Annotated in this window: 18 protein-coding genes and 1 tRNA gene; 7 read left to right on the top strand and 12 right to left on the bottom strand. The window is 48.2% G+C overall.

Translation table 11 applies throughout. The annotated features are described in order from the left end of the window. Nucleotides 1–147: 147 nt before the first annotated feature. The 6 genes from V7S65_RS32035 to V7S65_RS32060 form a co-directional block, all read right to left on the bottom strand. Nucleotides 148–999, bottom strand: a complete 852-nt coding sequence (locus V7S65_RS32035) for an SDR family NAD(P)-dependent oxidoreductase (protein ID WP_336389611.1) — start codon at nucleotides 997–999, stop codon at nucleotides 148–150. Beyond that, nucleotides 981–1,931 carry an adenosylcobinamide-phosphate synthase CbiB gene (gene cbiB, locus V7S65_RS32040; RefSeq protein WP_336389612.1) on the bottom strand — a complete coding sequence of 317 codons (951 nt, stop codon included), beginning with the start codon at nucleotides 1,929–1,931 and terminating at the stop codon, nucleotides 981–983. The genes V7S65_RS32035 and cbiB overlap by 19 nt, the downstream gene beginning before the upstream one ends. Then, a complete protein-coding gene (locus tag V7S65_RS32045; RefSeq protein WP_336389613.1) occupies nucleotides 1,916–2,938 on the bottom strand; it encodes a pyridoxal phosphate-dependent aminotransferase in 1,023 nt (340 codons plus the stop codon). The genes cbiB and V7S65_RS32045 overlap by 16 nt, the downstream gene beginning before the upstream one ends. Before the next feature lie 12 nt (nucleotides 2,939–2,950). Beyond that, nucleotides 2,951–4,420: a cobyric acid synthase gene (locus tag V7S65_RS32050; protein WP_336389614.1), complete on the bottom strand. Its 1,470-nt coding sequence runs from the start codon at nucleotides 4,418–4,420 to the stop codon at nucleotides 2,951–2,953. Between the two features lie 92 nt (nucleotides 4,421–4,512). Continuing rightward, the gene (locus V7S65_RS32055; RefSeq protein ID WP_336389615.1) at nucleotides 4,513–7,122 is read right to left on the bottom strand and encodes a M1 family metallopeptidase; all 2,610 of its coding nucleotides are present in this window, start codon (nucleotides 7,120–7,122) and stop codon (nucleotides 4,513–4,515) included. Between the two features lie 128 nt (nucleotides 7,123–7,250). Continuing rightward, a complete protein-coding gene (locus V7S65_RS32060; RefSeq protein WP_111580643.1) occupies nucleotides 7,251–7,829 on the bottom strand; it encodes an HdeD family acid-resistance protein in 579 nt (192 codons plus the stop codon). Between the two features lie 170 nt (nucleotides 7,830–7,999). Here V7S65_RS32060 and V7S65_RS32065 point away from each other — a divergent pair, with 170 nt between their 5' ends. Both V7S65_RS32065 and mgrA read left to right on the top strand, forming a co-directional pair. Further along, entirely contained in the window at nucleotides 8,000–8,911 is a 912-nt protein-coding gene (locus tag V7S65_RS32065; RefSeq protein ID WP_079467756.1) for an acyl-CoA desaturase, read from the top strand. 164 nt (nucleotides 8,912–9,075) lie between these two features. Further along, nucleotides 9,076–10,068 carry an L-glyceraldehyde 3-phosphate reductase gene (gene mgrA, locus V7S65_RS32070; RefSeq protein WP_111580644.1) on the top strand — a complete coding sequence of 331 codons (993 nt, stop codon included), beginning with the start codon at nucleotides 9,076–9,078 and terminating at the stop codon, nucleotides 10,066–10,068. A 45-nt stretch (nucleotides 10,069–10,113) separates the two neighbouring features. Here the strand turns inward: mgrA and namA are convergent, their stop codons facing one another. Further along, entirely contained in the window at nucleotides 10,114–11,184 is a 1,071-nt protein-coding gene (gene namA / locus V7S65_RS32075) for an NADPH dehydrogenase NamA (RefSeq protein WP_336389616.1), read from the bottom strand. Nucleotides 11,185–11,355: 171 nt separating this feature from the next. Between namA and V7S65_RS32080 the strand changes: the two genes are divergently transcribed. The 3 genes from V7S65_RS32080 (at nucleotide 11,356) to V7S65_RS32090 (ending at nucleotide 18,302) form a co-directional block, all read left to right on the top strand. Beyond that, nucleotides 11,356–16,182: a PKD domain-containing protein gene (locus V7S65_RS32080; RefSeq protein ID WP_336389617.1), complete on the top strand. Its 4,827-nt coding sequence runs from the start codon at nucleotides 11,356–11,358 to the stop codon at nucleotides 16,180–16,182. A 128-nt stretch (nucleotides 16,183–16,310) separates the two neighbouring features. Beyond that, nucleotides 16,311–17,552: a hypothetical protein gene (locus V7S65_RS32085; RefSeq protein WP_336389618.1), complete on the top strand. Its 1,242-nt coding sequence runs from the start codon at nucleotides 16,311–16,313 to the stop codon at nucleotides 17,550–17,552. A gap of 6 nt (nucleotides 17,553–17,558) precedes the next feature. After that, entirely contained in the window at nucleotides 17,559–18,302 is a 744-nt protein-coding gene (locus V7S65_RS32090) for a phytanoyl-CoA dioxygenase family protein (RefSeq protein WP_336389619.1), read from the top strand. 154 nt (nucleotides 18,303–18,456) lie between these two features. On the opposite strand, the gene V7S65_RS32095 is transcribed toward V7S65_RS32090, so the two are convergent. The 4 genes from V7S65_RS32095 to V7S65_RS32110 form a co-directional block, all read right to left on the bottom strand. Beyond that, nucleotides 18,457–20,265 carry a RagB/SusD family nutrient uptake outer membrane protein gene (locus V7S65_RS32095; protein WP_079467761.1) on the bottom strand — a complete coding sequence of 603 codons (1,809 nt, stop codon included), beginning with the start codon at nucleotides 20,263–20,265 and terminating at the stop codon, nucleotides 18,457–18,459. A 28-nt stretch (nucleotides 20,266–20,293) separates the two neighbouring features. Next, a complete protein-coding gene (locus V7S65_RS32100; protein WP_336389620.1) occupies nucleotides 20,294–23,842 on the bottom strand; it encodes a SusC/RagA family TonB-linked outer membrane protein in 3,549 nt (1,182 codons plus the stop codon). Between the two features lie 56 nt (nucleotides 23,843–23,898). Further along, entirely contained in the window at nucleotides 23,899–24,936 is a 1,038-nt protein-coding gene (locus V7S65_RS32105; RefSeq protein ID WP_336389621.1) for a FecR domain-containing protein, read from the bottom strand. 66 nt (nucleotides 24,937–25,002) lie between these two features. Next, nucleotides 25,003–25,614, bottom strand: a complete 612-nt coding sequence (locus V7S65_RS32110) for an RNA polymerase sigma factor (RefSeq protein ID WP_336389622.1) — start codon at nucleotides 25,612–25,614, stop codon at nucleotides 25,003–25,005. A gap of 104 nt (nucleotides 25,615–25,718) precedes the next feature. Here V7S65_RS32110 and V7S65_RS32115 point away from each other — a divergent pair, with 104 nt between their 5' ends. Beyond that, a complete protein-coding gene (locus V7S65_RS32115) occupies nucleotides 25,719–25,886 on the top strand; it encodes a phosphatidate cytidylyltransferase (protein ID WP_079467765.1) in 168 nt (55 codons plus the stop codon). A 5-nt stretch (nucleotides 25,887–25,891) separates the two neighbouring features. Here V7S65_RS32115 and V7S65_RS32120 read toward each other — a convergent pair whose 3' ends face one another. Further along, on the bottom strand, nucleotides 25,892–26,191 hold the full coding sequence (locus V7S65_RS32120; protein ID WP_336389623.1) for a hypothetical protein: 300 nt from the start codon (nucleotides 26,189–26,191) through the stop codon (nucleotides 25,892–25,894). Between the two features lie 171 nt (nucleotides 26,192–26,362). On the opposite strand from V7S65_RS32120, the gene V7S65_RS32125 reads away from it, so the two are divergent. After that, nucleotides 26,363–26,436: transfer RNA gene (locus V7S65_RS32125), tRNA-Pro, on the top strand. Nucleotides 26,437–26,616 lie beyond the last annotated feature (180 nt).

The following is a 26,616-nucleotide window of genomic DNA, read 5'->3' on the forward strand; positions in this document are numbered from 1 at the left end:
GCATTTTCGACCTGAAATGTTTGTTTTTTGCATGTTTTACACTTTTTTAAGTGTAAACCTTTTTCAGGACGTGACCGATATGATTTTTCAGGGAGAAGGGGTACAGCGGTATTTATCTCCTTTAATTATAATATCAAAACATATTTTCTAAACATTAATATTAAATACCTGCAACGGATCATCATACAGGAAAGTATATCCCAGCAGGTTTCTCAGTTTACTGGACCCTACAATCTTATACGGCTCCTCTTCGGCGGGCAATCTGCGCGGCATCTGGATACCGAGGCGGTGTGCGGCAGCCTTGTAGTAATGGCTGCGTTGCGGATGTCCGCTGGCGCAGGCGTTAAACACTTCTCCCCATACCTCTTTTTCTATCACCTGCCGGATAACACCGATGCAGTCGTCCCGGTGGATCACGTTCATGGGCTGGGCGTTGGCTTTCCGGCCTTCCATGATACGGCGCTGGTCCGGTAGCCGGTCGTAGCCAATAAGGCCGCCGAAACGCAGCACAGTGGTATCAAATGCACCTGATTCCAGCAGCAGGTTTTCTGCTTCCCGCAATGCCATCCCGTTGGGGGTATCGGGCAACTCTTCATTTTCTTCTGTTACCAGTCCGTTGATGTCTTTATATACGGAGGTGGAGCTTACAAATATAACTTTGCGGATAGGCGTGGTTTCTATAAAGCTGCGCAACAGGGCTATTTCAGATACATGCGCATCTTTGCCCCTTTCTTTTCGTGGCGGAACATTTATGATGAGTATGTCAGCATCCCAGAAGGCGTCGGGGCCGGTTAGTACATCTTCCGACAGTACTACGGTGTATGCTTCCAGGCCGAGTGCCTGCAACTCCTGTACGCCTGCAATGCTGGTGCGGGCTCCTTTTACGGAATAGCCCAGGGTTTGCAGGTGCAATGCCAGGGGCTTTCCGAGCCAGCCACAGCTTAAAACACTGATCCTCTCCTTTCTTTCCTTTTTGTGGGTTACTGCTGTGCTGTCCATATAAAATAATATTTTACCGCAATAATGCTGATTACCATCACGAAGGTAACTGCGTGATTAAGGTACATCACCTTGCTGAATTCTCCGTGTTCAATACTGCGTTCATTTTCACCGATATAAGGCTTGTGTACTACCACGCCCTGGTACAAATTGGGACCACCAAAGCGGCAGTCAAGAATCCCTGCCAATGCGGCCTCCGGGTATCCTGAGTTTGGGCTGCTGTGTGCCGGTCCGTATTTAATCATAAAATGCCAGGCACGACTGCTGCCATACAGGAGGATCATCAACAACGCCGTGATACGGGCCGGAATAAAATTAGCTACATCATCCAGGCGGGCGGCAAAGCGTCCAAAATACAGGTATTGCCCGTTCTTATAACCTATCATGGAGTCAAGGGTATTGATCATCTTATACAGCATCATACCGGGCAGGCCCAGCACTGCATAAAAAAACAGTGGCGCTACTACCCCATCGCTCAGGTTTTCCGACATCGATTCAAACACCGCGATACGGATCTGATCCGGTGAGAGATGAGCGGTATCCCTCCCAACTATCCACGACAGCCGCCTGCGGCCGGCTTCCAGTCCTTCTTGATGTAAAACATCAAATACCTCTTTGCCTTCCTGCAGCAGGCTTTTGTTAGCCAGCGCAAAAAAAACAAACACTGCACTGAATGCATAGTACACTACTGGCCACCCCGATAGTACTATAAGCGTAAAATAAAAACTTATATACACGGCCACGCACAGTGTAATAGTGAGCAACGCTCCCTTCCAGAACCTGGCACGGCCCCTGTTCAGCAAACGCGTACCCTGGCTGATCAGCCAGCCATAAAGTTTTACCGGATGCGGCCAGCTGCGCGGATCTCCCAGCAGCAGATCGGCGGCATACCCTAACAGTAACGGCAGTACGAATGCTAATAGAGGGTCCATTGGCGCAAAGCAATAGTCAGTAATTGATTATCGGCGGCATTGCGGCAGGCCACCCGGCAATGCCCGGGTCCCAGTCCGTAGAAATTAGAGGCATCACGGATCAGCAGTCCATACTTCTCCATCAGCCAGGCCTTCAGCGTAGCCGCCGTACCTGTTAATGTTTCAAACAAAAAATAATGCGTATGCGATGTATACACTTTATACTCCGGCATCTTACGGACGCTCTCCCATAAATGAAAAGTTTCCTGCAACAGGCTGCCGGTGGCAATGGTAAACTGCTCCGGGTGTTCCAGGATATAGTAGCCGGCTTCCAGCGCCAGGCTATTTACCGACCACGGCATCCGGAAAGTACGGACACGGTCCAGCAGTTGTTTTCTTCCCGCCACATAACCCAGCCGTAATCCGGGGATGCAACAGGTTTTTGTCATGGACCTCAGCACCAGTACATTCGGCAACCGCTGCAGGTGCGGCAGCATGGTAGTGGCATTCAGTGTAAATTGTATATAGGCTTCATCAATGATGAACACCGTATGCTTGTTATGTGTGATGAGTTTTTGCAGGGCCGCTTCATCCAAAGCCTGCCCGGTAGGATTGTTAGGATTGCAGATAAATACCAGGTCGCTGCTGAACACTGTATCCGGTGTAAGTTTATCCCATTGCAGGTATTGCATCTGGTGCCGGTATAGCTTACACGCATCTGCATACTCCGAAAAAGTGGGCACTACTACCGTGGTAGTGGCTCCTGTGAATGCCTGTGCCACAAGGTAAATAGCCTCTGTGCCCCCATTGGTGACCAGGATGCTGCCAGCAGGCAGCGCGGCCTGACTTTCCAGCAGGGCCTGTAGTTTTGCACCACCAGCATCAGGGTAATGATCTATGCCGGTTACTTTATTCTTCAGATGCTCCTTCAATCCTTCCTGTAAACCGCCATACCATACGTTGGAGCTGAAGTCAGCTTTCACCTGCTGATTAAACAGGTACCCATCGTCTCCGTGTCCTTGTATCATAATGCAATAATATTATAATTCCAGTGCCTTATAAACAGCCGGAATGTCCAGATGTTCACGGATGTGTGTTGCCAGTTTATTATATTGTTCCTCTTTAAACCGGCGGTAATCGAACTCCTTTGCTACTGCTGGTTTCCCGCAATGCGCCAGCAGGTCGTTGATCACCGTATCATTATCCAGGATACCATGCAGATAAGTACCCCAGCAGTTGGCGCGGAGAAAATACCCGTCTGTGCCGCCACCTGGAAATGTATTTAGCGGAGAAGGGATGGTGGCGGTAGTATCTCCCATATGAATTTCATATCCTTCACACACTTTCTGCTGATCCCGGTAGTAAAAACTTCTTTGCCGGGTTACTTTTTCTTTTGTAAGCACGGTGGAAACCGGCAGGATACCCAGTCCTGGTATGCTTCCTGCAACACCTTCCACACCGTGGGGATCCGCTACCTGCTGGCCCATCATCTGGTAGCCACCGCAAATACCGATCACTGCTTTATTTCGTTTATACGCTTCCGTTATAGCGGCAGCGGTACCGTTATTCCTGATCGAGACCAGGTCGGCGATGGTATTTTTACTGCCTGGCAGGATAATAATGTCTGCTGCAGCCAGTTCAGCGGGATTATCTGTATAAAAGATATTCACCCGCTCATCTTTTTCCAGTGCATTAAAATCAGTGAAGTTGGACATATGCCGCAACAACACAATGGCTATATTTATTTGCCCTGCGGCAAACCGTTTTTGTTTCAGCGGTAATGAAACCGCATCCTCTTCTTCAATATGAATATCATGATAATAAGGCAACACGCCAGTTACCGGCACGCCGGTAATGCTTTCCAGCATTGCCCGTCCATCTTCAAATAAACGGATATCGCCACGGAATTTATTGATGATAATACCTTTGATCAGTGCTTTTTCTTCCGGCGGCAACAGCGCGATGGTTCCGTATACGCTGCCGAAAATCCCCCCACGGTCAATATCTGCAATGAGATATACTGCTGCCCCGGCATGCAACGCTATCCGCATATTGGTGATATCTTTTGCGCGCAGGTTCAGCTCTGAAATACTGCCTGCACCTTCCATTACCACGGGATTAAACTGTTGCGATAAACGGTCAAACGCACCTTTCACTTCATCAAAGAGGGCGCGTTTATCATCTTCCATGAAGTATTCCCAGGCCGACTGATTACCGGCCGGCTTGCCGTGTAGCACCAGCTGGGCATTGCGGTCGCTGGTAGGCTTCAGCAGCACCGGGTTCATATCGGTATGACACAGCACCCCGGCCGCTTCCGCCTGTACGGCCTGCGCACGGCCTATTTCGAGGCCATCGGGCGTTGCGTAGCTGTTGAGCGACATATTCTGGGCCTTAAAAGGCGCCGGAGCATATCCATCCTGTTTAAAAATACGGCAAAACCCGGCAGTGATCACGCTTTTGCCTACATCGGAAGCCGTACCCACAAACATTACCGGCCGGAGTTGTTTCATTCGTTCATGACATTGGTGCTGGCGCGAAGATATTAACTTTAAGATAAGAATACCAGCTTATACCGCCCACAAGACGATGACCAGCACTGTAATTATTTAAATATTTCATCTCCTACCCCACTATTAATCGCCGCCTTTTTCACTTTCATCACCGCATCATAACCACCGGCATTGGTAGTAATGGTAAACGGCAATTGTACACCATTTACATCGCGGTAATCGGTGAAGTCGGTAGTCGTTTCTTTTTCGTTGCCTTCCTGTCCGGGCAGGGAAACGGTGCGTACTTTCAGGCCCGTTTTTATATCGTAGTAGTTGCGCAGCAATGCCCCGTTGGAGGTAGCAATACTGATAACATAGGTGCTTGTATTATTTACGTTGGCTGTCAACGGCGCCAGTTCCAGCTTTACATCGTTGGTGCGGTTGAGGTATTGCAACTCCGGGAAAAGGCTGTTCTTATCTTTGAGGATAGCTTTGTCTGCCGGCGAGAGCGGTACTTCCTGTCCCATGCGCATCATGCTTATATTACTGCCATTGATCAGCAGCTTAAAGGCAATTAATTTATTAACCGGAATACTTACCACCTGTAGTATTTTATCCGGTTGTTTGGCCTGCAAAGTGCGCTCAATAGGCGTTCCCTGGATGTTCCCATCTTCTTCCAACAACAGGTCTTTTACACCATTCAGCTTATCGGCCCCGCCTATGGCATCGATATATTTTTTTAATATAGCCGTGCCCGTAGTACCATCCGGTACAGGTTTGCCCAGGTCTGCTTTCCAGCTGTTATTGGCAGGATTGATATCGGGGAAATTACCTGCGGGATCAATGATTACGCTGGTTAGCTTAGTAGTGGAAGGATAGCGGAACGTCCAGCTACTGCCACGCTGCCATACTTCCACGGGCAGATGCATCGTATCTGTTTTACCATTGGCATCTGTTACTGCCAGCACTACCGGCATCGGAAGTTGCTCCAGGTTCTGAATGGTGATAAGTGCGCCCTGTGCAGGATCGTTCTTTACATACTTCACTTCTTTTACGGCCTGGTCCAGTTTCCAGGTATTAAAGAACCAGCCGCGCCAGAACCAGCTGAGGTCTTCGCCGGCAGCATTCTCTATACTTCTGAAAAAGTCCCATGGTGTAGGATGTTTAAATGCCCACCGCTTAATATATTCCCGGAATGCATAATCGAAACGTTCCGGACCCAGGATCTCATTTCTGAGGAGATTCAGTCCTGCTGCGGGTTTATAATACGCCGCGATGCCATTGTAATTAAGACCAATAACATCCGGGGTATTCATGATGGCTTCTGCGTTAGCGGAAAACAGCATGGGGGCTGATCGCTGCATACTTTGACGGGCAGCGTATTCTCCCATGTTGAAATTTTTGGTAGAGATCCCGTTAATGAAAGTATTGAAGCCTTCGTCCATCCAGGCATATTTACGTTCGTTGGAACCTACGATCATAGGGAACCAGTTATGTCCGAACTCATGGTCTGTAACGCCCCAGAGGCCGCCCTTTGTGGATTTCCAGTTACAGAAAACAATACCGGGATATTCCATTCCACCTACAACGCCTGCTACATTGGTAGCTACCGGGTAAGTATATACGTACCATTTATCTGAGTAGTGTTCGATACAGCCTTTTACATATTCGGTAGATCTTCCCCAGGCGTTTTTGCCGGCTACTTCTACCGGGTAAAGTGATTGTGCCAGCGCCTTTTTGCCACCGGGCAGGTTAATACGGGCGGCATCCCATATGAAGGCCGCGGAGGCGCCCCAGGCTACATCGCGGGTATTTTTACATACGAAATGCCAGGTACGGTTTCCTTTGGGTGTATTATTTCTTACGTCTGCGCTGTCGCGGATATACACGGTTTCATCGCTGTTACGCGCTTTGGCAAGCTGGCTCATTTCCTTTGGCGACAATACCTGTGCTTCATTTACCAGTTGCCCGGAGCCTCCTATCAGCAGGCTGGCGGGAGCAGTGATGGTATAATCGAAGTTGCCGTACTCGAGGTAAAATTCCGATGCGCCCAGGTAAGGAATGTTATTCCATCCGAGTACATCGTCATATACCGCCATGCGCGGGTACCATTGTGCTATTTCGTAGATCCATCCGTTAGCGGTGCGCAGCCGGCCGGTGCGGTCGGTACCATATTCCGGGATTGTATAAGCGTAATCTATTTTCAGTTGCAGGGAGGCGCCTGTTTTGAGGACATCTGCCAACTTCACCTGCATACGGGTATCATTTACCAGGTAATTGGCGGAGACAGTTTTCCCGTTGGCAATCACACTTACGCTTTTCAATTCAAAACCCTGTGTGAAGCTCCGGTTGGCAAAACGTTCGCCGGAAACTGCTACCGTAGCGCTGCCACGTGAATCTGCGCGGTAGATGTTCTGATCCAGCTGCAGCCATAAAAAGGGCAGTTGATCCGGGCTGTTATTTTTATAGGTAATGACTACGGAGCCGCTTATACGATGTTGAGCCGTGTCGAGGGTTACGGCCAGTTTATAATCCGCCGCATTCTGCCAGTATTTCGGACCAGGCTGGCCGCCTGCACTGCGGTATTCATTACCGGGAGCGGGATAAAATAGCGGGGAAAAAGCCTCATGCGCATCGTATTTGGATACTGTCTGGCCCATTCCCTGCTGCATCCCGGTGCATAATAGCAAGGATGCGATAGCATAGATTCTGTTGATTTTCATCGGAAGAGAATAGATTTAGAAGCACCGAATATACAGAAAATGCCGGCAGTATAAAACCGTTACAGCGAACAACAAAGTGTGGAATTACTTTGCGGTTCGCTGTAACGGCTTTTTATGGGACACGTTTTTTAAAGACCGTGTTCTTTTAATTCTTTTTTGACATGTTTAAGACGGAAAGCAAAGATAATGCTGAGGATACCCGTTCCCCAGAAGGCCGCCGCCATAAGTCCCAGTACCGTGGCTACACCGAGTGCCGGGTTATCGAGAATAAAGATGGAGATAATAATCAGGCCGATCCCTCCTACCAGCAGCCAGCCCCAGTTGGGCACCTTATCTGTTTGCAGCTGGATGGAAAATCCTATCAGGCTGATACCCTTGAACAGGAACCAGAAAGCCAGGAAAAGCGGGATCACCGCCATGCTCACAGAGGGATACAACATCAGGATAAAGCCTATCACCAGATCTATGATGCCTGAGGCAAGCGACCATCCCCAACCGCTGTGTACTTTACGGTTGCCCACTGCAAAAGCAATTTCAAAGATACCCGTCACAAACAGGGTAACGCTGAAGAAAATGCTGAGCAATACATAGCTGCTGAAGGGATTGGAAAAAACAATACAACCTGCAATAAGGAATATGATCCCGTTGAGCAGGTACAACCACCAATACTTCACATTGTTCCTGATAGCCGAAATGAATTGTGACATAATAATTACTTTAACGTGATGAAAGGATAGTACTACGTTTCTCTCTAACACATCCCGTAGTAAAATGTTCGCCGGGAATATAGGCGCACAAAAACCGGGGAAAAGCACTTAACTTTGTCCAAATGATTTAAATCATTTATTTAATAAAAGACGGAAACTATCTTTGTGGAATGAATAAGGCGATCAAGCAAGACAGACAGCCACCTAACTGGTGGCACCAGGCAGACTTCATGGGCATTCACGCGGTGCCCTTACTGGCATTCTTCACCGGTACAACAGCATTTGACTGGATATTGTGCGGTGTACTGTATGTAGTACGTATGTTTTTTGTAACGGCTGGTTACCACCGTTATTTCTCGCACCGTGCATTTAAAACGTCGCGGTTCTTCCAGTTTATCCTGGCGGGAGGTGCGCAAAGCAGCTTACAGAAAGGCGCCTTATGGTGGTCGGCCAATCACCGTATTCACCACAAGCACAGCGATACCCCCGAAGATCCGCATTCAGCGAATGTTTACGGATTCTGGTACGCCCATATCGGCTGGATCATGGGGCCTGAATACAAACCTACCCGTTTTGACCTGATCAAGGATCACAAAGCGAAAGAGTTGTTGTGGCTGAATAAATGGCATATGGTACCTGCAGTGGTATTGGCTATAGCCGTTTATTTTGTGGGTAATAAAGTAAATGGCACCGGCTGGTTCGACTGGTCCGCAGGGTTATCTACCTTATTGATCGGGTTTTTCCTGAGCACCGTGCTGTTATATCATGGTACTTTTACCATCAATTCACTTATGCACAAAATTGGTAATAAGAGATATTATACCGGAGATGAATCCCGCAACAGTGCTATTCTGGCGCTGATCACCCTGGGAGAAGGCTGGCATAACAACCACCACTATTACCAGAGTGCAGCCAGACAAGGTTTCTACTGGTGGGAATTCGATATCACCTACTATGTTATCAAAACATTAGGCTTCCTGGGAATAGTATGGGAAATACGCCCGGTTCCGGCCAAACTGAAAGAAAGCAATAAGCTGAAACAGCAGTCTGCTCCACGCGTACCAGTGGAGGAACTGAATTAAGCGGATATTACAAAAGAATTGGGGAGATGTAAGCGGGTATACCCGTTTTACATCTCCCCAATTCTTTTATAATCAAAAGTGATCAAATCAATCAATCAGCCTAATCCTGAGTAAGACAAAATCCGCGTTATTTTTCTATCTTGTCTCCCTAAAATTAAAATTCCATGCAATACACACCCGCAGCAGACAGGTATAACAGTATGACCTACAACAGGTGCGGTAAGAGCGGTTTACAGCTGCCTGCCGTATCACTGGGTTTATGGCACAACTTCGGATCTGTTGATAATTTTGAGAACGGACGCAGTATTATTCATAATGCTTTTGATAAGGGTATCACCCATTTTGACCTCGCCAATAACTACGGACCGCTACCCGGCAGTGCGGAAGAGAATTTTGGCAGGGTATTGAAACAGGATTTCACCGGGCATCTGCGGGATGAACTGATCATTTCCACCAAAGCAGGGTATACGATGTGGCCCGGTCCTTATGGCGACTGGGGTTCCCGCAAATATCTTGTTTCCAGCCTGGACCAGAGCTTACGCCGCATGCAGCTCGAATATGTAGACATTTTTTATTCGCATCGTCCGGACCCGGCCACCCCTATTGAGGAAACAATGGGAGCGCTGCACAGCATTGTGCAACAGGGAAAAGCGCTGTACGTGGGACTTTCCAATTACACTGCCGAACAAACAAAAGTAGCGGTGGAAGTATTGAAATCACTCGGTACCCCCTGCCTTATACATCAGCCTAAATACAGCATGTTTGAACGCTGGATAGAAGGCGGACTGCTGGATGTGCTGGAAGCCAACGGCGTAGGCTGTATTCCCTTCTCCCCCCTGGCACAGGGATTACTTACCGACCGTTACCTGAACGGTATCCCCGCCGGTTCCCGCGCCAGCAAGCCTACCGGGTTCCTGCAGGAAGGTGAAGTGACGCCTGAAAGAATTGAGAAAGTGAAAAAGCTGAATGTACTGGCACAGCAACGCGGCCAGTCCCTCGCACAGATGGCGCTGGCCTGGATCCTGAAAGACAAACGGATCACCACCGTATTAATCGGCGCCAGCTCCGTTGCACAACTGGACAACAACCTGGATACATTGAAAAATACAGCTTTTACAAAAGAAGAACTGGACGCTATTGAAGCGATATTGAAATAGTTTTATAGTGGTAAGCCGTTAGCATCTCCTGCTAACGGCTTACGGCTACTTTCTTCGTTTTGCCCGCTCGTATTGCACCGGCCATTTAATTTCTGCCCCCAGTTCATGGGCGGCCCTCAGCGGGAAATAAGGATCACGCAGCATTTCGCGGGCCATCAATACCATATCGGCCCAACCGTTGGCGATGATTGACTCGGCTTCTTCAGCCGTGGTAATTAATCCTACTGCACCGGTGGCAATACCGGCTTCCTTCCGGATCTTTTCTGCAAAAGGTGTCTGGTATAAAGGTCCCACTTTAATCTGCTGGTGTGCCGCCAATCCGCCGGAAGAACAATCCACCAGGTCTACTCCCTTCTCTTTTACAATGGCAGCCAGTTTTACTGATTCTTCCGGGGTCCAGCCGCCTTCGGCCCAGTCGGTAGCTGAAATACGCAACAGTAAAGGATATTGCTCCGGCCACACTTCACGTACGGCTTCCACTGTTTCCACGAGGAGCCGGATCCTGTTTTCAAAACTGCCGCCATATTCATCTGTACGGTGATTACTAAGGGGAGATAAAAAGTTGTGCAGGAGATAACCATGCGCACCATGTATTTCTATTACCTGGAAACCTGCCTTCAGTGCGCGGATAGCCGCTGCTTTAAAATCTTCTTTCACTTTACGTATGCCTGTTTCCGTGAGTGCTACCGGCACCGGGTATACGTCGTTAAAAGGAATCGCGCTGGGCGCTACCACCTCCCAGCCGCCATCTTCTGCGGGCAGGGCGCGGCTGCCTTCCCAGGGCCTTAATGTACTGGCTTTCCGGCCGGCATGGGCCAGCTGAATACCGGGAATGGCGCCCTGCGCGGAAATAAATGCGGTGATTTCCTGCAGCATAGGTATGTGCTCATCCTTCCAGATACCCAGATCGTGAATGGAAATACGGCCTTCCGGAGATACTGCCGCCGCTTCCGTAAGTACCAGCCCTGCACCACCCACAGCCCGGCTTCCGAGATGCACCAGGTGCCAGTTGGTGGCAAATCCATCGGTGGAAGAATATTCACACATAGGCGATACCGTTATCCTGTTCCGGAAAGTAATTTCCCTCAATTGCAAAGGACTAAACAAATGTGACATAAAACGCTGCTTTTAAGACCGTTAAAATTAAGCATTAATCGTATAGCGAAAACATAATATTCAAGACCCGTCAGGCAAAGCAAATATCCCCGGAAAAGCCTATTTTTAGGGCATATACCTATAAGTCCGATGTACCGTTTCCCTGTCCGATGCAAATTTGTTGTGTCCCTTGTGCTCTGTTTTGTTTTCTGTTTAAGTGCTGTTGCTCAACAAAACGCTGATTTTAGTGCTTCCGCTACCAGCGACTGTGAGTCGCTCATTACCAGTTTCACCGACCTCTCTACCGGCAACCCCACTGCATGGTTGTGGGACTTTGGGAATGGTACCACATCTACCAAAAAAAATCCCGGCGCTACCTATGTAAAAACCGGGAAATACACCGTATCGCTAAAAGTAACTTTTGGAGATGGCAGTACTAAAACGGCTGTTAAAACAGATTACATTGCCGTAAGGGCAAAACCGGTTGTAAACTTCAGTGTATCTTCCGGTAAAGGATGCGCCCCCTTCACCACTACCTTTACGGATAAATCCACCGCGGAAGGAAGCCTGCAAAATTTCAGCTGGGACTTTGGCGATGGCGAAGTGTTACAGAACGGCAGCAGTACTCCCAGCCATACTTATACCAAACCCGGTGTTTACAGCGTCATTCTCACGGTAACTGACAGCTACGGCTGTACGAACTTTAAAGTGCTGGAAAAAGTGGTGGACGTAGCACCGGCTATTGACGCCAACTTTACCGTAACAGAAAAAACGCTGTGCAAAGCGCCGGTAGATGTACTGTTCACCAACACTTCCACCGGCCCGGGTACGCTCTCCTATAAATGGGAATTTGATGATGGCGGCACCAGCACGCTCAAAGATCCGTTGAAACATACCTTTACCACCAAAGGCACGCATAGCATTAAACTAACGGTAACGAACGAACGGGGTTGTGCTGCTACCGCATCAGTTACCGACATCAACGTGGCTAACTACGCTACTACTTTCTCTGCCCCTTCGCTGATATGTACCGGCCAGGAGGCGCAGTTCCAGGCTTCTTTTTCACCCGTTCAGCCGCAAAGTACCACCTGGGAAATCAACGGTGAGTATGCATGGTCGTACCAAAGCAGTGTGATTTACCATCCCCTCGCTGAAGGGCCCCTTCATGTTAAGCTGACTGCCTTATACGGCAACTGCCCGGATGTGGTGGAAAAAACCGTTACCGTAAAACCAACGCCCACCGGCCAGATAAGTACAGATAACAAACCTATCTGTAATGTACCGGCTACTGTTAATTTCAAAGACAATATGACCGGCGCCACCAGCTGGAGCTGGACTTTTGATGACGGACAAACCTCCACTCTTCAAAATCCTACACACGTATACAACAATGCAGGCACCTATTATGTAAGACTGGTAGCCACCAGCAAAGATGGTTGTTCAAATTACAGCACCAATTACCTGTACATCAGTCAAACCGATGTATACCCATACATGAGCAATAACAACGGTTGCGAAGGGCTTAAAGCAACTTTTTATGCCAGCATCAACAATAACGATGTGATCAAAACTTACCTCTGGAACTTTGGCGATGGTACTACATCCACCGAAGCACAACCGGAGCATACCTATAGCAAAGCCGGCATGTATACCGTAACACTACAGTATACTACCGGGAACGGCTGTACGGGAACCAGAACAGTACCCGGCACCGTAGCCGTTTATAAAAAACCGGTACCCGACTTTACTTCTCCCGGCGCTCCCGAAGTATGTGGTAATACCCTCACTACTTTTATCGACAAGTCGGATGTAGGTACCAGCTGGTCGTGGAATTTCGGCGATGGCAGTTATGGCTACAACAGTACATCCCAGCACAGTTATTCAGAACCCGGCACTTACGATATTACCTTAACGGTTACCAATGGCAGCTGTCCGAATACCATCACTAAACCGGCGTATATAAAAGCCGTCAACCCCTTCCCGCGATTCGATATTGAACCGGTGGATTGCAGTAAACGTACAACCGTAACCGTTACCGAAGCTTCTTTGGGCGCCACCAGCTGGAAATGGAGCTGGGGTGACGGTACAGAAACTTCCTATACTATCCAGAGCAGTAAGGTTACGCATACTTATGCCAAATCGGGTACGTATACGATACAACTCACCACATCCGATGGTCATTGCACTACCTACCTAAGCAAAACGGTGACTATTATAGCGCCATCTCCCGTTATTATTGATGCCGACAAAACAGCGCTTTGCAGTAGTGAAACCGTTACTTTTAAAGTAACTTCATCGGCCTCGGGTATTTATCATTATGATCCCTACTACTGGCAGGTGGATGAAAGCACCACCAACTGGGGATGGAACTACGGTACCTATGCGTACACCAATCCGCCGCCTGGTAAGCATAGTGTACGTTTGCTGATGCTTAATCAATTGTATTGCTATGATACCAGCAATGTGATGGAGGTGAATGTACGCGGCCCCATTGCAGATTTTAATCTCCCTACAGAAGCACAGTGTAAAGGGACAGAACTCACCTTCACGGATAATACGGATCTTACCTACAGTAATAAAATAGTAAAATGGCAATGGAACTTTGGTGATGGCACTCCCGTACAATCCTTTACCAGCGCTCCATTCAAACATACCTATCAACAGGCCGGAAGTTATTATTATCCTGTAATGACCGTTACAGACCAGGACGGATGCACCAACACCACCAGCGGAAAGTACCTGCAGGTGAATGGCCCGGTAGCATCGTTCTATGCAGACTATTACCTGGTGAAGCCCGGAAGTACCGTTAATTTTGGGAATACCTCCTACGTAACCGGCGGTAATATTACCGACATAAAGTGGAGTTTTGGAGATGGCAACACCTCCAATGAGCCTTACTATGTATCACATTTCTATCCCGACAAAGGCGTATACCCGGTAACGTTAGAGCTGAAAGATAATAACGGCTGTACAGATAAAGTAACACAAAACATTAAAGTATCCGCCGTAGGCGCAGGATTTACCTATACATCAGAATTTGTAAACGGCAGCAAATGCGCCCCGATGATATTCCGTTTCACGAATACGTCCATCAACTACACTTCCTGCTCCTGGGATTTTGGCGATGGCGGCACCTCCGATCAGTTTTACCCGGTACACACTTACACCGAATCCGGGCATTATACCGTGAAGTTAAAAGTAAAAGGCGATGCAGATACAGAAGATGAATACAGCGAGGTGGTAATCGTTACCGGGCCTTACGCTACCATTGCAACCAGTGCCGACGGCGGTTGCCTTGAAAAAGAAATCACCTTTACCATCAAGCCCGAAAATGCCACTACCTTTAGCTGGGACTTTACCGATGGCAATGTGGAACAAACCACTGCACTCGAAATAAAACATCATTTCACAGAACCAGGCATCTACAAACCCCGGTTACTACTAAAAGACGACGCGGGCTGCAAAGGCAGCGCCTTCCTGGATCACCCGGTAGTGATAGATCAGCTGGATATTAAACTGAATCCATCTCCCGCAAAAATATGCGATGCAGGAACACTTACTTTTGAACCTGAGTTTAACAGCTATTCTGCAGATGAACTCGGCATTACACCTACTTTTACCTGGACATACGACGCCACACTTACTCCTATTGATATCAATACCGCTACGCCGGTATTTCACCTGGATAAGTTAGGCGAATATAAATTCGGCATGACGGCCACCACTAAATACGGCTGCACGCAAACGGTAGAAGTACCGGTAAACGTATATCCGAAGCCGTTAGCCGCCATCAGTGCGCCGGATAAGGCTTGTAAAGATGTACCGGTAACTTTCAGCGGCAGCGTTACCAAAACAAATGACGTTACCTGGAGCTGGGATTTTGGTAATAATACAACCAGTGATATACAGCAACCACCGGCCTTATCTTATTCCCAACCGGGCCTGGTACAGGTGAAGCTCACCGTTACCAGTAAAGAGGGCTGCACCGACGAGGTAATACATCCACTAAATATTTTACCGTTACCGGATATCAACGCCAGCGCACCGGCGGATTTTGTTTGTCTTGGTAACACCACCGTATTACATGCCGGCGGCAGCGGTACTTATGAATGGACGCCCACAACCGGGTTAAATGATCCTTCCATTGCAACGCCCACGGCCTCACCGCTGGTCAACACCACTTACCAGGTAAAAGTAACCGACAACAATGGATGTATCAATAACGATGAAGTAGCGATCCGCGTAGTACAGCCGTTCACGATCCAAGCCACTCCTGATACTGTGTTATGCCTCGGCGACAAACTGCCGCTGCATGTATCGGGCACCGACTATTACACGTGGACAGGACCCGGTATCGACAAACCCTCCTCTCCTGCGCCGGTAGCCACGCTCACAGGCGCCGGTCAATATGTGTATGAAGTGACCGGGTTTGATAAAGACAATTGCTTCTCTGATAAAACATCCTTTACCGTAAGGGTAAATCCCACGCCCACCGTAAATGCAGGTGTGGACCGTGAAATAATGGCCGGCATTCCCGTATACCTGGCAGCCAACACCAGCAACGATGTGATCCGCTGGCGCTGGACGCCTGCTGAATTCCTGGACTGTGCCACCTGCGCACGGGTACAGGCACTGCCCGATTTCACCACGAAGTACCGGGTAGAAGTAGAAAACGTATATGGGTGTAAGGCTGCCGACGACGTGGTGCTGCATATCCTTTGCAACCAAAGCGCTATATTTATGCCGAACGCGTTTACGCCGAATCGTGATGGCAGGAATGAACGGATCTATCCCAAAGGCAAAGGCATGAAGGAAATTGAGTGGCTGCGTATTTACGACCGTTGGGGTACCCTCGTTTTTGAGAATACGCACTTTGCTATCAACGCTCCTGCTGCAGGCTGGGATGGCCGTAGTGGTAATAAAGAAGCCCCAATGGGCACTTATATTTATTCCATGCAAACCGTGTGTGAAGGCGGTGAAAAATTTGAGTTTAAGGGAAGTATTACGCTGATAAAATAAACTTATCTACACTTGTTAAATAAATCCTAAACAGATTGCTCTCCCGGAAAATTTTAATTAATTCACACCAGATCAATAAATGTTTTAAACCTGCAGCATTTATGCTTCACCGCTAATCCCGTTCTGTTATGCTGGATTCTGACTGGTCGTTATTGCGAAAGATACTTTTCCGTTTCTACACCGTTTATCTCGCATTATTTGCCTTTTTCTGCATGATACCTGTAGGAGAAAGCTTTCCGCTGGATAAATACTGGAACTGGCCTGTTACGTTAACCGGCAGATGGTTGATTAGCGGGGACTATAAAATCGGGACATGGCCCAACGGTAGCGGCGATACAACTTTCAACTACCTGCAGGTAGTTGCGATGGGGACAATCTCGGTAATCACCAGTATCATTTGGGGAATTGCCGACCGTAAAAGAAAAAACTACGATAAGGCAAAATACTGTCTGATGGTGGTTCTCCGCTATACACTTGCCATAAGTATGCTCACTTATGGCATGGCAAAGATCATCAAAATACAATTCCCTTACCCCCAATTGTTTCAACTGGATCAGCGGCTGGGCGATACTTCTCCTATGGGACTTGCCTGGACCTACATGGGTTATTCCGGAGGTTACAATTTATTTACAGGAGTGGCAGAATTCCTGGCTGGTTTCTTTTTATTCTTCCGCCGCACACAATTGTTTGGCGCCTTATTATGCCTGGGTATAATGGCGAATGTAGTAGCCATGAATTTCTTTTATGACATACCGGTGAAAATATTCTCTGCCCATTTGCTTCTTATTGCAGGGGTAATTGTTTTACCCGATCTGCAACGGCTTATCACTTTCTTTTTCAGCGACAAAACAGTTCCTGCAGCAAGCTCCTGGCATCCACGGTACTCCCTGAAACAACAACGCATTACCTATCTCACAATAAAAATTATAGTAGTAGGATTTATCCTTTACCATAAAATCTATAGTTTTACTCTCATGCAACAGACATTCAGTAACATCCCCACTACACCATTGTATGGTACTTATGAGATACAAGCTGCTCCCGCATTTCCAGATACTACCCCCCTTTTCAATAACTGGAAGAAAATGTATATTGAGAAAAGTGGGATGCTGATAGCACGGGATACCAATGAAGAACTGCTGGTTTATCATACTGCTACCGACACGTTACATCATATATTGTCTGTGTGGAGTACCAGCGTGGATAATATCAGTTTGCATTACCAGTTTCCCGAAGCAGGGCAACTTTCCCTTAATGGATACATTGGTGCAGATAGCGTAAACATCAGCCTGAAGCGCAAAGCCCCTGACGAGTATCTGCTGATCAACAGGGGATTTCATTGGATCAATGAACAACCATATAACCGATAATTGAAAATGACGAACGAAACCATCATACAACACCGGCAGGAACTTAACAGCAACGGCTATACGGTAATACCGGATGTATTCTCTGAAAGTGCCATTGGGGAAATGATTGCTGTGATTGATAGCGCGGATCATACCGGCCCGCTGTTCCGGAAAACCAATGACCTCTTCGCCATCCGCCGTTTTTTACAGGAAGTGCCTTCTATTGCCCCGCTGATATTTACACCTGGCATCAGGCAAATTGTCCGGGAGCTGTTTGGTGAACAACATGTTCCCGTTAAATCTATTTATTTTGATAAGCCCGGGCAATCCAACTGGTTTGTGGCCTGGCACCAGGATCTCACCATTTCGGTAGCCGAAAAGCTGCCTGTAGCCGGTTATGGCCCGTGGACTGTAAAACCCGGCCAGTTTGCCGTACAGCCGCCAACAGACATACTGGAAAGCATCTATACCCTCCGCATTCATCTTGACGATACGGATGAACAGAACGGCGCATTAAAAGTATTGCCCGGCTCACACGCAAAAGGTGTTTACCGTGCCGACAGTATTGATCTGAACCAAACCCCGGATGTGAGCTGCTGCGTGAAGAAAGGCGGCGTGATGATTATGCGGCCATTGCTGATGCATGCTTCCGGGCGCAGCAGCAACGGGCATAACCGGCGGGTAATCCATATTGAATTCAGCGACCGGGAACTGGCGGGGGGACTGCAATGGGCGGAAACGCGGATGTTGTCTTTCTCCGGATTAGACTGATTATACTGATTTAGAGATTTGATCACTTTTGATTTAAAAGATTAGGGGAGATATAAGCGAAATTCACTTATATCTCCCCTAATCTTTTAATTATTATAAAATCCAAAAGTAAAATCAAGGTAATCAGTCCAATCCGGAGAAAGACAACCTACACTCAATACCCCACGTTCTGTTTCAACGTAGCCGTACCGTTTTTAACGCTAAGATCAATCTGGCGTTGCGGAATCGGGAACCTCACATTTTTGCTGGTGAAGTTGCCGTTCACGATGTCGGTGGTGATATCTTTTTCGTAACTGAAATAGCGGTTCAGTTCTGTTTGCGCAATACCCCAACGTACCAGGTCAAAATAGCGGTGGCCTTCCATTGCCAGTTCCAGCTTACGTTCAAACTGGATCGCTTTGATGGCCCATGCTTTCCCGTTAGCAGTAAAGGCGCCGGCAGGATATGCTTTGATATTGTACTTCGCTGCGGGCGTGTTGGTATATCCATCCATCGGGTGGGCCGGGTTCAGGTATGTTTTCACCCAGCCAACGGGGTTGGCGGCGCGGGTGCGTACGGTGTTTACATGATCCTGTGCAGTGCTCAAACTTCCGGCCTGTGCCTGGCATTCAGCAGCCATGAGCAGTACATCGGCAAAGCGGATCAATACGTAGTTGATGGCGTTGCCGGGCGCCCAGCCGTTACCGTCGTAAAACTTATCCTGGGTAGCCTGCATATATACATTTTTGATGGCGGCATAGGGACCTGCAGATTGCTGGTCACGTACCCAGTTCATGCCGGGGTGGTTGCCCCAGTCGAGGAAAGGAATACCACGGCGGCCAACGGTCCAGTCGAGACGAGGGTCCAGGTTGCCCGCATCCGGTGTAAAGGCGGCGCTGCTGGCTAACCCCATGTCATTTTTTACGGGGTGATCATTAAAGTTATCGATGTAAGGCAGGCCGTTGGCATCGGTGCGGTAAGAGTTTACCAGGTCCTGTGAGGGCTGGTAGAAACCGCAGCAGCTGAAAGGTCCATTGTAAGGATAGTTCAGCATTTCGCCCTGGTTAGCATTGCCGGTGCCACCGGAACCATCGTTGGCGCTGTACTGGATAGAGAAAACCGCTTCACTGTTGTTCTCTGTAAAAGCATCAAAATTATCATGGAACTTTGTAGTGAGGGCGTAAGGAGTTCCTTTGGCAGTAACGCCGTGTGCAATCACATCTTCAAAGATGGGCATGGCTTCCGCGTACTTCTTTTCATAGAGCAGTGTTTTGGCCAGGTAAGCTTTGGCAGCCCAGCTGTTAGCCCGACCAATTACATCCTGTATTTCATTGAGATTTTCAGCTGCATATTTAAAATCCGCTTCAATCATTGGCCACACGTCTTTATCGTTGGGTATCTTGTATTCATCTACATCCAGCTTGTTATAGCTGTTGGAATTTTCATCTACCCAGGGAACATTATCAAACATCTTTTTCAGGTCTGAATAATAATGCCCGCGAAGGAACCGGGCTTCCGCTGCCAGTTCTTTCTTCTCCTCTTCCGTCATATCTGTAACGTTTGGAAGAATGTGTAATACAAAGTTACAGCGGCGCACACCTTCATAATTTACGCGCCATTTATCATTAAAAAAGCCGTTGGTGGCATTTCCCACGAACGTGCCTATTTGCAATATGGCGGCGGCATCGCCGGGATCGCTGCCTTTGTGGGCATCTCCACCGCATACACTGCCATAGATCCAGTTATCGGGCGACACGGCAAAACCGCTGCCACCGGAGATATTCACCATATCTCCATCTTTAAAATCCTGGCCGTCCAACGCGCCATAGGCGCCTATGAGCAATGTGTTCACGCCTTTCTTATTGGTGAGGGAAGATTCTTCCAGGGAAGATTGTGGCGTGCGTTCGAGAAAACTCTTACTACAACCGGAAATAAAGGGAGTTGCAATCACCGCACTCAATAGTATATGATATAATGATTTCATGATCCTGCTTTTTTTAAATGAGCAATTGTTAGAAACCCAGGTTAATTCCAATGAGGAACTGGCGCTGGTTGGGGTAGGCGCCTTCGTCTACACCAAAGTCCGTGATATCGGAACCACCGATTTCAGGATCCAGGCCGGAGTATTTTGTAATGGTGAATACGTTGGCGGCCTGGATATACACCCGCAGCTTTTCTACGTGTATGCCCGACAGCAATTTAGTAGGCAGCGTATAGCCGAGCTGCATATTTTTGGCCCGGAGATAAGCGCCGTTTTCCACCATATAAGAGTTGGGTACGCCCTGTGTGCTGGTAGATCCGTCCACTTCCTGGATAGGCGCTGTTGCGTTGTGGTGATCGGGACGCCAGGAATCATATAAGGCGTTTTTGCTTTTCGCGCTTTCAAAAGATGGGTAGAAATCGCGCCACCAGCGCACGTTATTCCAGATCTGGTTGCCATGTGTACCGAAGAGGAAAATGCTGAAGTCAAATCCTTTGTAAGTTACGCCCAGGTTGATACCGTAGGAGAAGTCGGGGTTAGGATTGCCGAGGAAGGTACGGTCGTCCGGTGTAATGATACCATCGCCGTTCACATCCTGGTAGCGGAAGCGGCCGAGCCCTTCGCCTTCCTGGTAAATGGCGTCTGTGCTATTGGTTACTTTCTTCGCCTGTTCATCTGCTGCTGCAATTTCTGATTCTTCGTTCCAGAAGCCGATTACTTTATATCCAAAGAAAGAGGAAACCGGCTGTCCTACTGCGTTGCGGATGATGTTGCTGCCATCGAAGCGGCGACCGTCGCTATCGAAGTAGTCTACTCCATCTGCAATTTTTACGATTTTATTTTTATAGGTGGTAAGCGTACCGCTGATGTTTAACTGGAGATCTTTATTGATATTTTTATGCCAGCCGATGGAGAAGTCGAACCCTTCATTTTTCATGCGGGCGATATTTACAAACGGCTGTGCGCCAGTGCCGGCCAGCCCGGGCAGTTCCGGATTGTACAGCAGGTCTTTGATGTCTTTGCGGTAGTAGTCGGCCGAGAAATCCAGTTGTCCGTTAAACAGACTGGCATCGATACCGATATTTGCATTCACATCACTTTCCCATTTGGCATCGGGGTTACCGATTTGTGTGCCTGCAAAGCCTGCGTTGAGACCATTGTTAACGCCGGCCAGGTCGTAATAGGAAGAGTTGCGGTTACCACCGTACAGGAAGTAGCCGTTGTTAACGCTGAGGTTTAGCTGGTTACCCATGATCCCCCATCCGCCGCGGATCTTCAGGTCGGAGATCCAGGTGATCTTCTTCATAAATTCTTCCTGTGAAATACGCCATCCTGCAGTAATAGCGGGGAAGGTACCGTAATGATCATTTACAAATTTAGAGGACCCATCGCGGCGCAGGGTGGCGCTTAAAAGATACCGGTCGTTGAATGAATAATCCACGCGGCCCAGGATAGAAAACAGTCCTTCTGACTGGCGGTTGCTGTAATTGGTTTGCGTACCGGTACCAGTGCTCAGGTCGGGGAAGTAATCATCGAAAGTAAAATAATCTTTCGTGGTACCACCTACTGCGCGGCTACGGCTATCAAAAGATTCTGTGCCGGCAATTATTTTCAGGTCGTGTTTATTAAAGGTCTGGTGATAAGTAAGGGTATTGGTCCAGGTCCAGCTGTGTGCGTTGTTTGATCCTTCTGTGTAAGAATTGCTGGTAGAATTTTCTTTGTTTTCATACTGCGGGAACAGGAAGGAGTGCGACCAGCCGGAGGCTACTTCCCCACCGAAGCTGGTACGGAAAGTCAGGTACCTGAGGAAGTCCACTTCTCCATATACATTACCAAACAAACGGGTATTCAATCCTTTATTATTCCGGGTACGGTATTGCATGGCTACCGGGTTAAAAGCGTCGCCCAGTGCGTCTCCGGAGGAGCCGGCAAAGTTACCTTTGATATCATATACCGGTATAATGCTCTGTTCGCGCATAGCATGACCAATAGCGGCATCCGACGTATTAATATCTACCGAAGGATTTTCTGACATCGAAAAAGCGAGATTCTCTCCCACCCTGATACCGGGTGTGATATTATACTGGGTGTTGGAACGCACGGTATATCTTCTCAGGTAGGTGTTCATTAAAGTGCCTTGCTGATTAAAATAATTCAGGGAGAAGAGATAGTTCCCTTTATCGCCGCCGCCGCTTACAGCCACATTATGACTGGTAATAGGCGCCGGGCGGAAGATCTCGCGGTACCAGTTGGTACCTGCTTTGTTGGCCCTTGAAATCTGGTAGAAGCTATTATAATCGTCGAGGTCAGTATAGTTTGGATTTACATAATAGAGAGATGGATCAACGGAGGGATCTCCTTCCATTGCGCCCGATGGCAGGATATAATCCGGAATAACGGGTTTTGTACCATTGCCATAGAGTTCCGTTCCGGGATCAAGTCCGGAATTTTTATAGGCCAGCCACCGGAGATCGCCCTGTTCCTGCGGGTTGAGGGTATTCCATACGTTGCCATTTTTCGGATACTGGCGGCCGTAGTAGCCATCGTAAGCCACCTTTACTTTGCCGGAGCCGCGGCGGGTGGTGATGATGATCACCCCGTTGGAGGCGCGGGAACCGTAGATGGAGGCAGCACCCGCATCTTTCAATACCTGCAGGCTGGCTACATCATTGGGATTAAGGTCCGCAATATCAGTGGTAGGTACGCCATCCACTACATAGAGCGGGGAATTGGCGCCAAAGGTATTTACGCCGCGGATACGGATCTGCGGGGATTCTCCCGGCTGACCGGAGCCTATAACGGTAACGCCTGATGCCTGTCCCTGTAACTGTTCAGTTACCTGGCCGGAGGGTTGTTTTTTCAGGTTATCGATATTCACTACGGCTACGGAGCCGGTGAGGTCTTTCTTCTTTTGCGTGGTGTAACCGGTTACCACTATTTCATTCAATGCGCTGGAACCTTCTTTCATGGTAACGTTGATGAGTGATCTACCGCCAACGGGTATACGTTGTGCTTCGTAGCCGATGAAAGTGATATCCAGTTCATCACTGCTTCTTCCCGGCGCCGGAATAGTATAAGAGCCATCGGCATTGGAAACGGTGCCGATGTTGGTTCCCGCAATGCGGACTGTTACACCGGCTACGGGGTTACCCTTTTCATCCCTTACCACACCTTTTACCGGGTGCTGTTGCTGTATGGTGGCTGGTTCTGTGGGAACGGGAACGATGGTTTTTTCGGTGACCATGTAAAAGTGTTCCCTTACCTTTTCGAAGTGCAGGTTAAAGGGAGACAATGCCTTGCCGAGTGCTTCTTCGGCCGACTGGCACGCAGCTACCGACAATTGTATCTTTTTGTTTTTAACCAGGTTGCTTTTGTAGGCGATGGATACCTTGAAGTGTTCTTCGATCAGGTGAAGAACAGTTTTCAGGGATGATTCATCTGGTTGTGCTTCCGCACTGTTAACGGTTTCGGGGGGAACCGGGTGGTTGCCGGCATCAGCTAATTCCTGGGCTGATACCGTTTGGGACAGGAAATACAGGGCCAATGCTTGCATCAGCAAAACACGTAAACCTTTTTTCATCTTGAACAGGTTTTAACGATTAAGAATAAGACATCTATAAAATCGGGCGGCGAGTGTTACGGTTTATGGATCCAGACTTCATCGCCTCTTTGGTTGAATTGCATACGGAAAACCTTACCCAGCTGTGTCATCATGGTATCGGCGTTGTAAATGATAGGCATTGAACCCGATACTTTATAGTTTAATAGTTGTGTGTCACGAACGATCAGTTTTTTACCAAACACCTGTTCCATAAAAACGGCCGCATCTGCCAGTGTAAAATCATCCATGATTAACCGGCCGGTGTGCCAGGAGGTGTAGTGTATGGCATCTACACTTTTCTTGGTATAATCGCCATCCTGTTTGTTGTAGCGGAGCATTTCCCCGGGCTGCAGGTATAGCGCTGCAGCTTTTCCTTTATTGGTTTCGCCGATATTGAGCAGGATACTTCCCTGCTGCAGTACTACTACTATTTCTTTACCGGCGCTGTTTACGTTGAACTGTGTACCCAGCACTTCCACATCGAGATTATCGTACGTATGAACGATAAATTTCTGTTGGGAGGCGGTGTGTTTTACATGAAAGAAGGCTTCTCCATCGAGCCATACTTCGCGCTGCCCGTTTCCGGCTACGGCGTACAACAGGCGGGAGTCGGCGTTCAGCGTCACTTCCGAGCTATCGGGCAGCATCAGGTTCCTGGTTTCTCCCAGCCGGGTGAAAGTGCTGAGGATAGCCGGTTGCGGCCCTGCAGGCTTCCACCACCACCATGCTGCGGTAAGCAGGATGCCCAGTATAACCGCGGCGGCATATTTGCCCACGCTTCTCCAGATGGATGGACGCGCCGGCATCGCTGCTGCCTCCTCCTCTTCTTCCAGTCCATTCAGCACGGCATCCCACAGTTGTTCCTTGTCCGGTGCGGACAGGGAATAATCGCGGAAGCGGATGCTTTGCACGAGTTGCCTGGCGTTGCTGATGACCGGTTCTTTCTCCGGGTGCTGTCTGAGCCATGATTCCCAGAACACATTCCTTTGCTCCGGGTGTAATACCCATTGCTGAAAGTCTTCATCCATTGCAAACTCCCGGGCGGTGTACGATAAATAGTTACTGGCTGCCAAGAGAACGTGCTTTTACCTAAAGAGCAGGTAAAGCTTAAAATCTCATCACTTTTTTTCAACTTTTTTTTATTTACCTAAAAGCAGCAACAGGAGCGGCATAGGGAGATTTTTTTTGAGGATGCCGATGGCTTTGGAGATGGTATTATATACAGAATCGACCTGCATGGACATGATGTCGGCCACTTCTGTATAGTTCAGGTTCTGGAAGAAACGGAGATAGATGGCTTCCCGCTGGCGCCGGGAAAGGTTGCCGAGGGCTTCCTGGAGGAGACGTTTTTGTTCTTCTGCGGTTTCGTGCTGGATTAACTGGTTTTCGAGAGGAAGGGTATATTCAAATTCAAAGGCTTCCCATGATTCGCGGTGCTGGTACCGGCGATCTTTACGCAAAGCACGGAGCAGCCTTCTTCTCAGGCTGCTGATGAGGTAATACCGGACGTTTCCGATACTGGTGGTCAGGTGCTCCCTGCTGATCCAGAGGTCCTGGAACAGATCCTGTAAACAGTCTTTGACTCTTTCTTTGTCCTGGCAGAAATGCATGCCATAATGAAAGAGGTCATCGATGTGTGCATCGTATATTCCGGCGAAAGCGTGGCGGTCACCCTGTAGAAAGAGTCCCCAAAGTGAGGAATGGGAAGCCACCACGTGTAGCCCCGATCTGAAGGCTTTCCCTGTATTCATACTATTCTGGTTGATCTGCTAAAGCTTGTTAATTATTCTGACACTTGCAAATATTTTTTGGTACAGGATATGTCTGGTGGTATATAACATTAAAACTGAACGATATGAAAAACCTCACTTATTTGTTACTGTCATGCCTGGTACTTTTACTCAGCAGTTGTGAAGTGATAGGCGGAATATTCAAAGCAGGCGTATGGACCGGGATACTAGCCGTAGCAGTGGTGGTGGGCCTGATTATTTTTTTGATAAGTCGTGGAGGCAAACGGGGATAGTTTTATTAAGTGCAGCCTTGTAGCGGATGGTTACAAGGCTGCACTGTTATCACCTGTGTATAGAGGGTGAGTTCTTCTACCTTTTTGAGGAGTATTACATTCATGGCTCCAACATCCACACTGCCCGCGCGTTCCACTTCTACCTGTGAAGGGACTCCGGGTAAATGCTGATGCGCATTAATAAAGTCTTCTATCTCTAATAAACCTGGTAATTTATAGGATGCGTGAAAAACATAATCCGGCCAATCGGTGGTAGTTACCTTTACACGTTTTGCTTTAATATCACCATTTACCGCCAGTTTCACCGTGGGGTTATTGGTGCCGATCGTTGGAGGCGATACGCAACCTTTCCTGCCCGGTTAAACTATTGTTGGTTAGTATTTTGGATATTTTTTAAAAAACTATATTCAAAATTTTGAAAAATAAAATAATTAACTACTTTTGCATCCCGTCTAAGCGGGGAAATCCCGGTAAAACGGGACGTAGCGCAGCCCGGTAGCGCGCTTGCATGGGGTGCAAGAGGTCGCTGGTTCGAATCCAGTCGTCCCGACAAAATGGCCAAATGACTTGTAACGCTTTGTTACGGCTTAAGCCTAAGAAGCTCGCAGATATTGAATCTGCGAGCTTCTTTATTTTCCACACGTATCAATTTGTTTCGGATCAAGTTGAAAAGTTGGGGGATAAGACAAAAAATAGTTGTTTTGCAGCAGATTAGCCAACGAAACACGTG

It is taken from the genome of Chitinophaga sp. CCNWYY40 (genome assembly GCF_037483205.1).
Taxonomy (GTDB): domain Bacteria; phylum Bacteroidota; class Bacteroidia; order Chitinophagales; family Chitinophagaceae; genus Chitinophaga; species Chitinophaga ginsengisegetis.

What these genes read in the sequence shown, in the direction of transcription:
- V7S65_RS32050 (WP_336389614.1), bottom strand. Translation starts at nt 4,420, where the DNA reads ATGAAACAACTCCGGCCGGTAATGTTTGTGGGTACGGCTTCCGATGTA.
- V7S65_RS32090 (WP_336389619.1), top strand. Translation starts at nt 17,559, where the DNA reads ATGACGAACGAAACCATCATACAACACCGGCAGGAACTTAACAGCAAC.
- namA (WP_336389616.1), bottom strand. Translation starts at nt 11,184, where the DNA reads ATGTCACATTTGTTTAGTCCTTTGCAATTGAGGGAAATTACTTTCCGG.
- V7S65_RS32045 (WP_336389613.1), bottom strand. Translation starts at nt 2,938, where the DNA reads ATGATACAAGGACACGGAGACGATGGGTACCTGTTTAATCAGCAGGTG.
- cbiB (WP_336389612.1), bottom strand. Translation starts at nt 1,931, where the DNA reads ATGGACCCTCTATTAGCATTCGTACTGCCGTTACTGTTAGGGTATGCC.
- V7S65_RS32115 (WP_079467765.1), top strand. Translation starts at nt 25,719, where the DNA reads ATGAAAAACCTCACTTATTTGTTACTGTCATGCCTGGTACTTTTACTC.
- V7S65_RS32055 (WP_336389615.1), bottom strand. Translation starts at nt 7,122, where the DNA reads ATGAAAATCAACAGAATCTATGCTATCGCATCCTTGCTATTATGCACC.
- mgrA (WP_111580644.1), top strand. Translation starts at nt 9,076, where the DNA reads ATGCAATACACACCCGCAGCAGACAGGTATAACAGTATGACCTACAAC.
- V7S65_RS32085 (WP_336389618.1), top strand. Translation starts at nt 16,311, where the DNA reads ATGCTGGATTCTGACTGGTCGTTATTGCGAAAGATACTTTTCCGTTTC.
- V7S65_RS32065 (WP_079467756.1), top strand. Translation starts at nt 8,000, where the DNA reads ATGAATAAGGCGATCAAGCAAGACAGACAGCCACCTAACTGGTGGCAC.
- V7S65_RS32100 (WP_336389620.1), bottom strand. Translation starts at nt 23,842, where the DNA reads ATGAAAAAAGGTTTACGTGTTTTGCTGATGCAAGCATTGGCCCTGTAT.
- V7S65_RS32110 (WP_336389622.1), bottom strand. Translation starts at nt 25,614, where the DNA reads ATGAATACAGGGAAAGCCTTCAGATCGGGGCTACACGTGGTGGCTTCC.
- V7S65_RS32095 (WP_079467761.1), bottom strand. Translation starts at nt 20,265, where the DNA reads ATGAAATCATTATATCATATACTATTGAGTGCGGTGATTGCAACTCCC.
- V7S65_RS32060 (WP_111580643.1), bottom strand. Translation starts at nt 7,829, where the DNA reads ATGTCACAATTCATTTCGGCTATCAGGAACAATGTGAAGTATTGGTGG.
- V7S65_RS32035 (WP_336389611.1), bottom strand. Translation starts at nt 999, where the DNA reads ATGGACAGCACAGCAGTAACCCACAAAAAGGAAAGAAAGGAGAGGATC.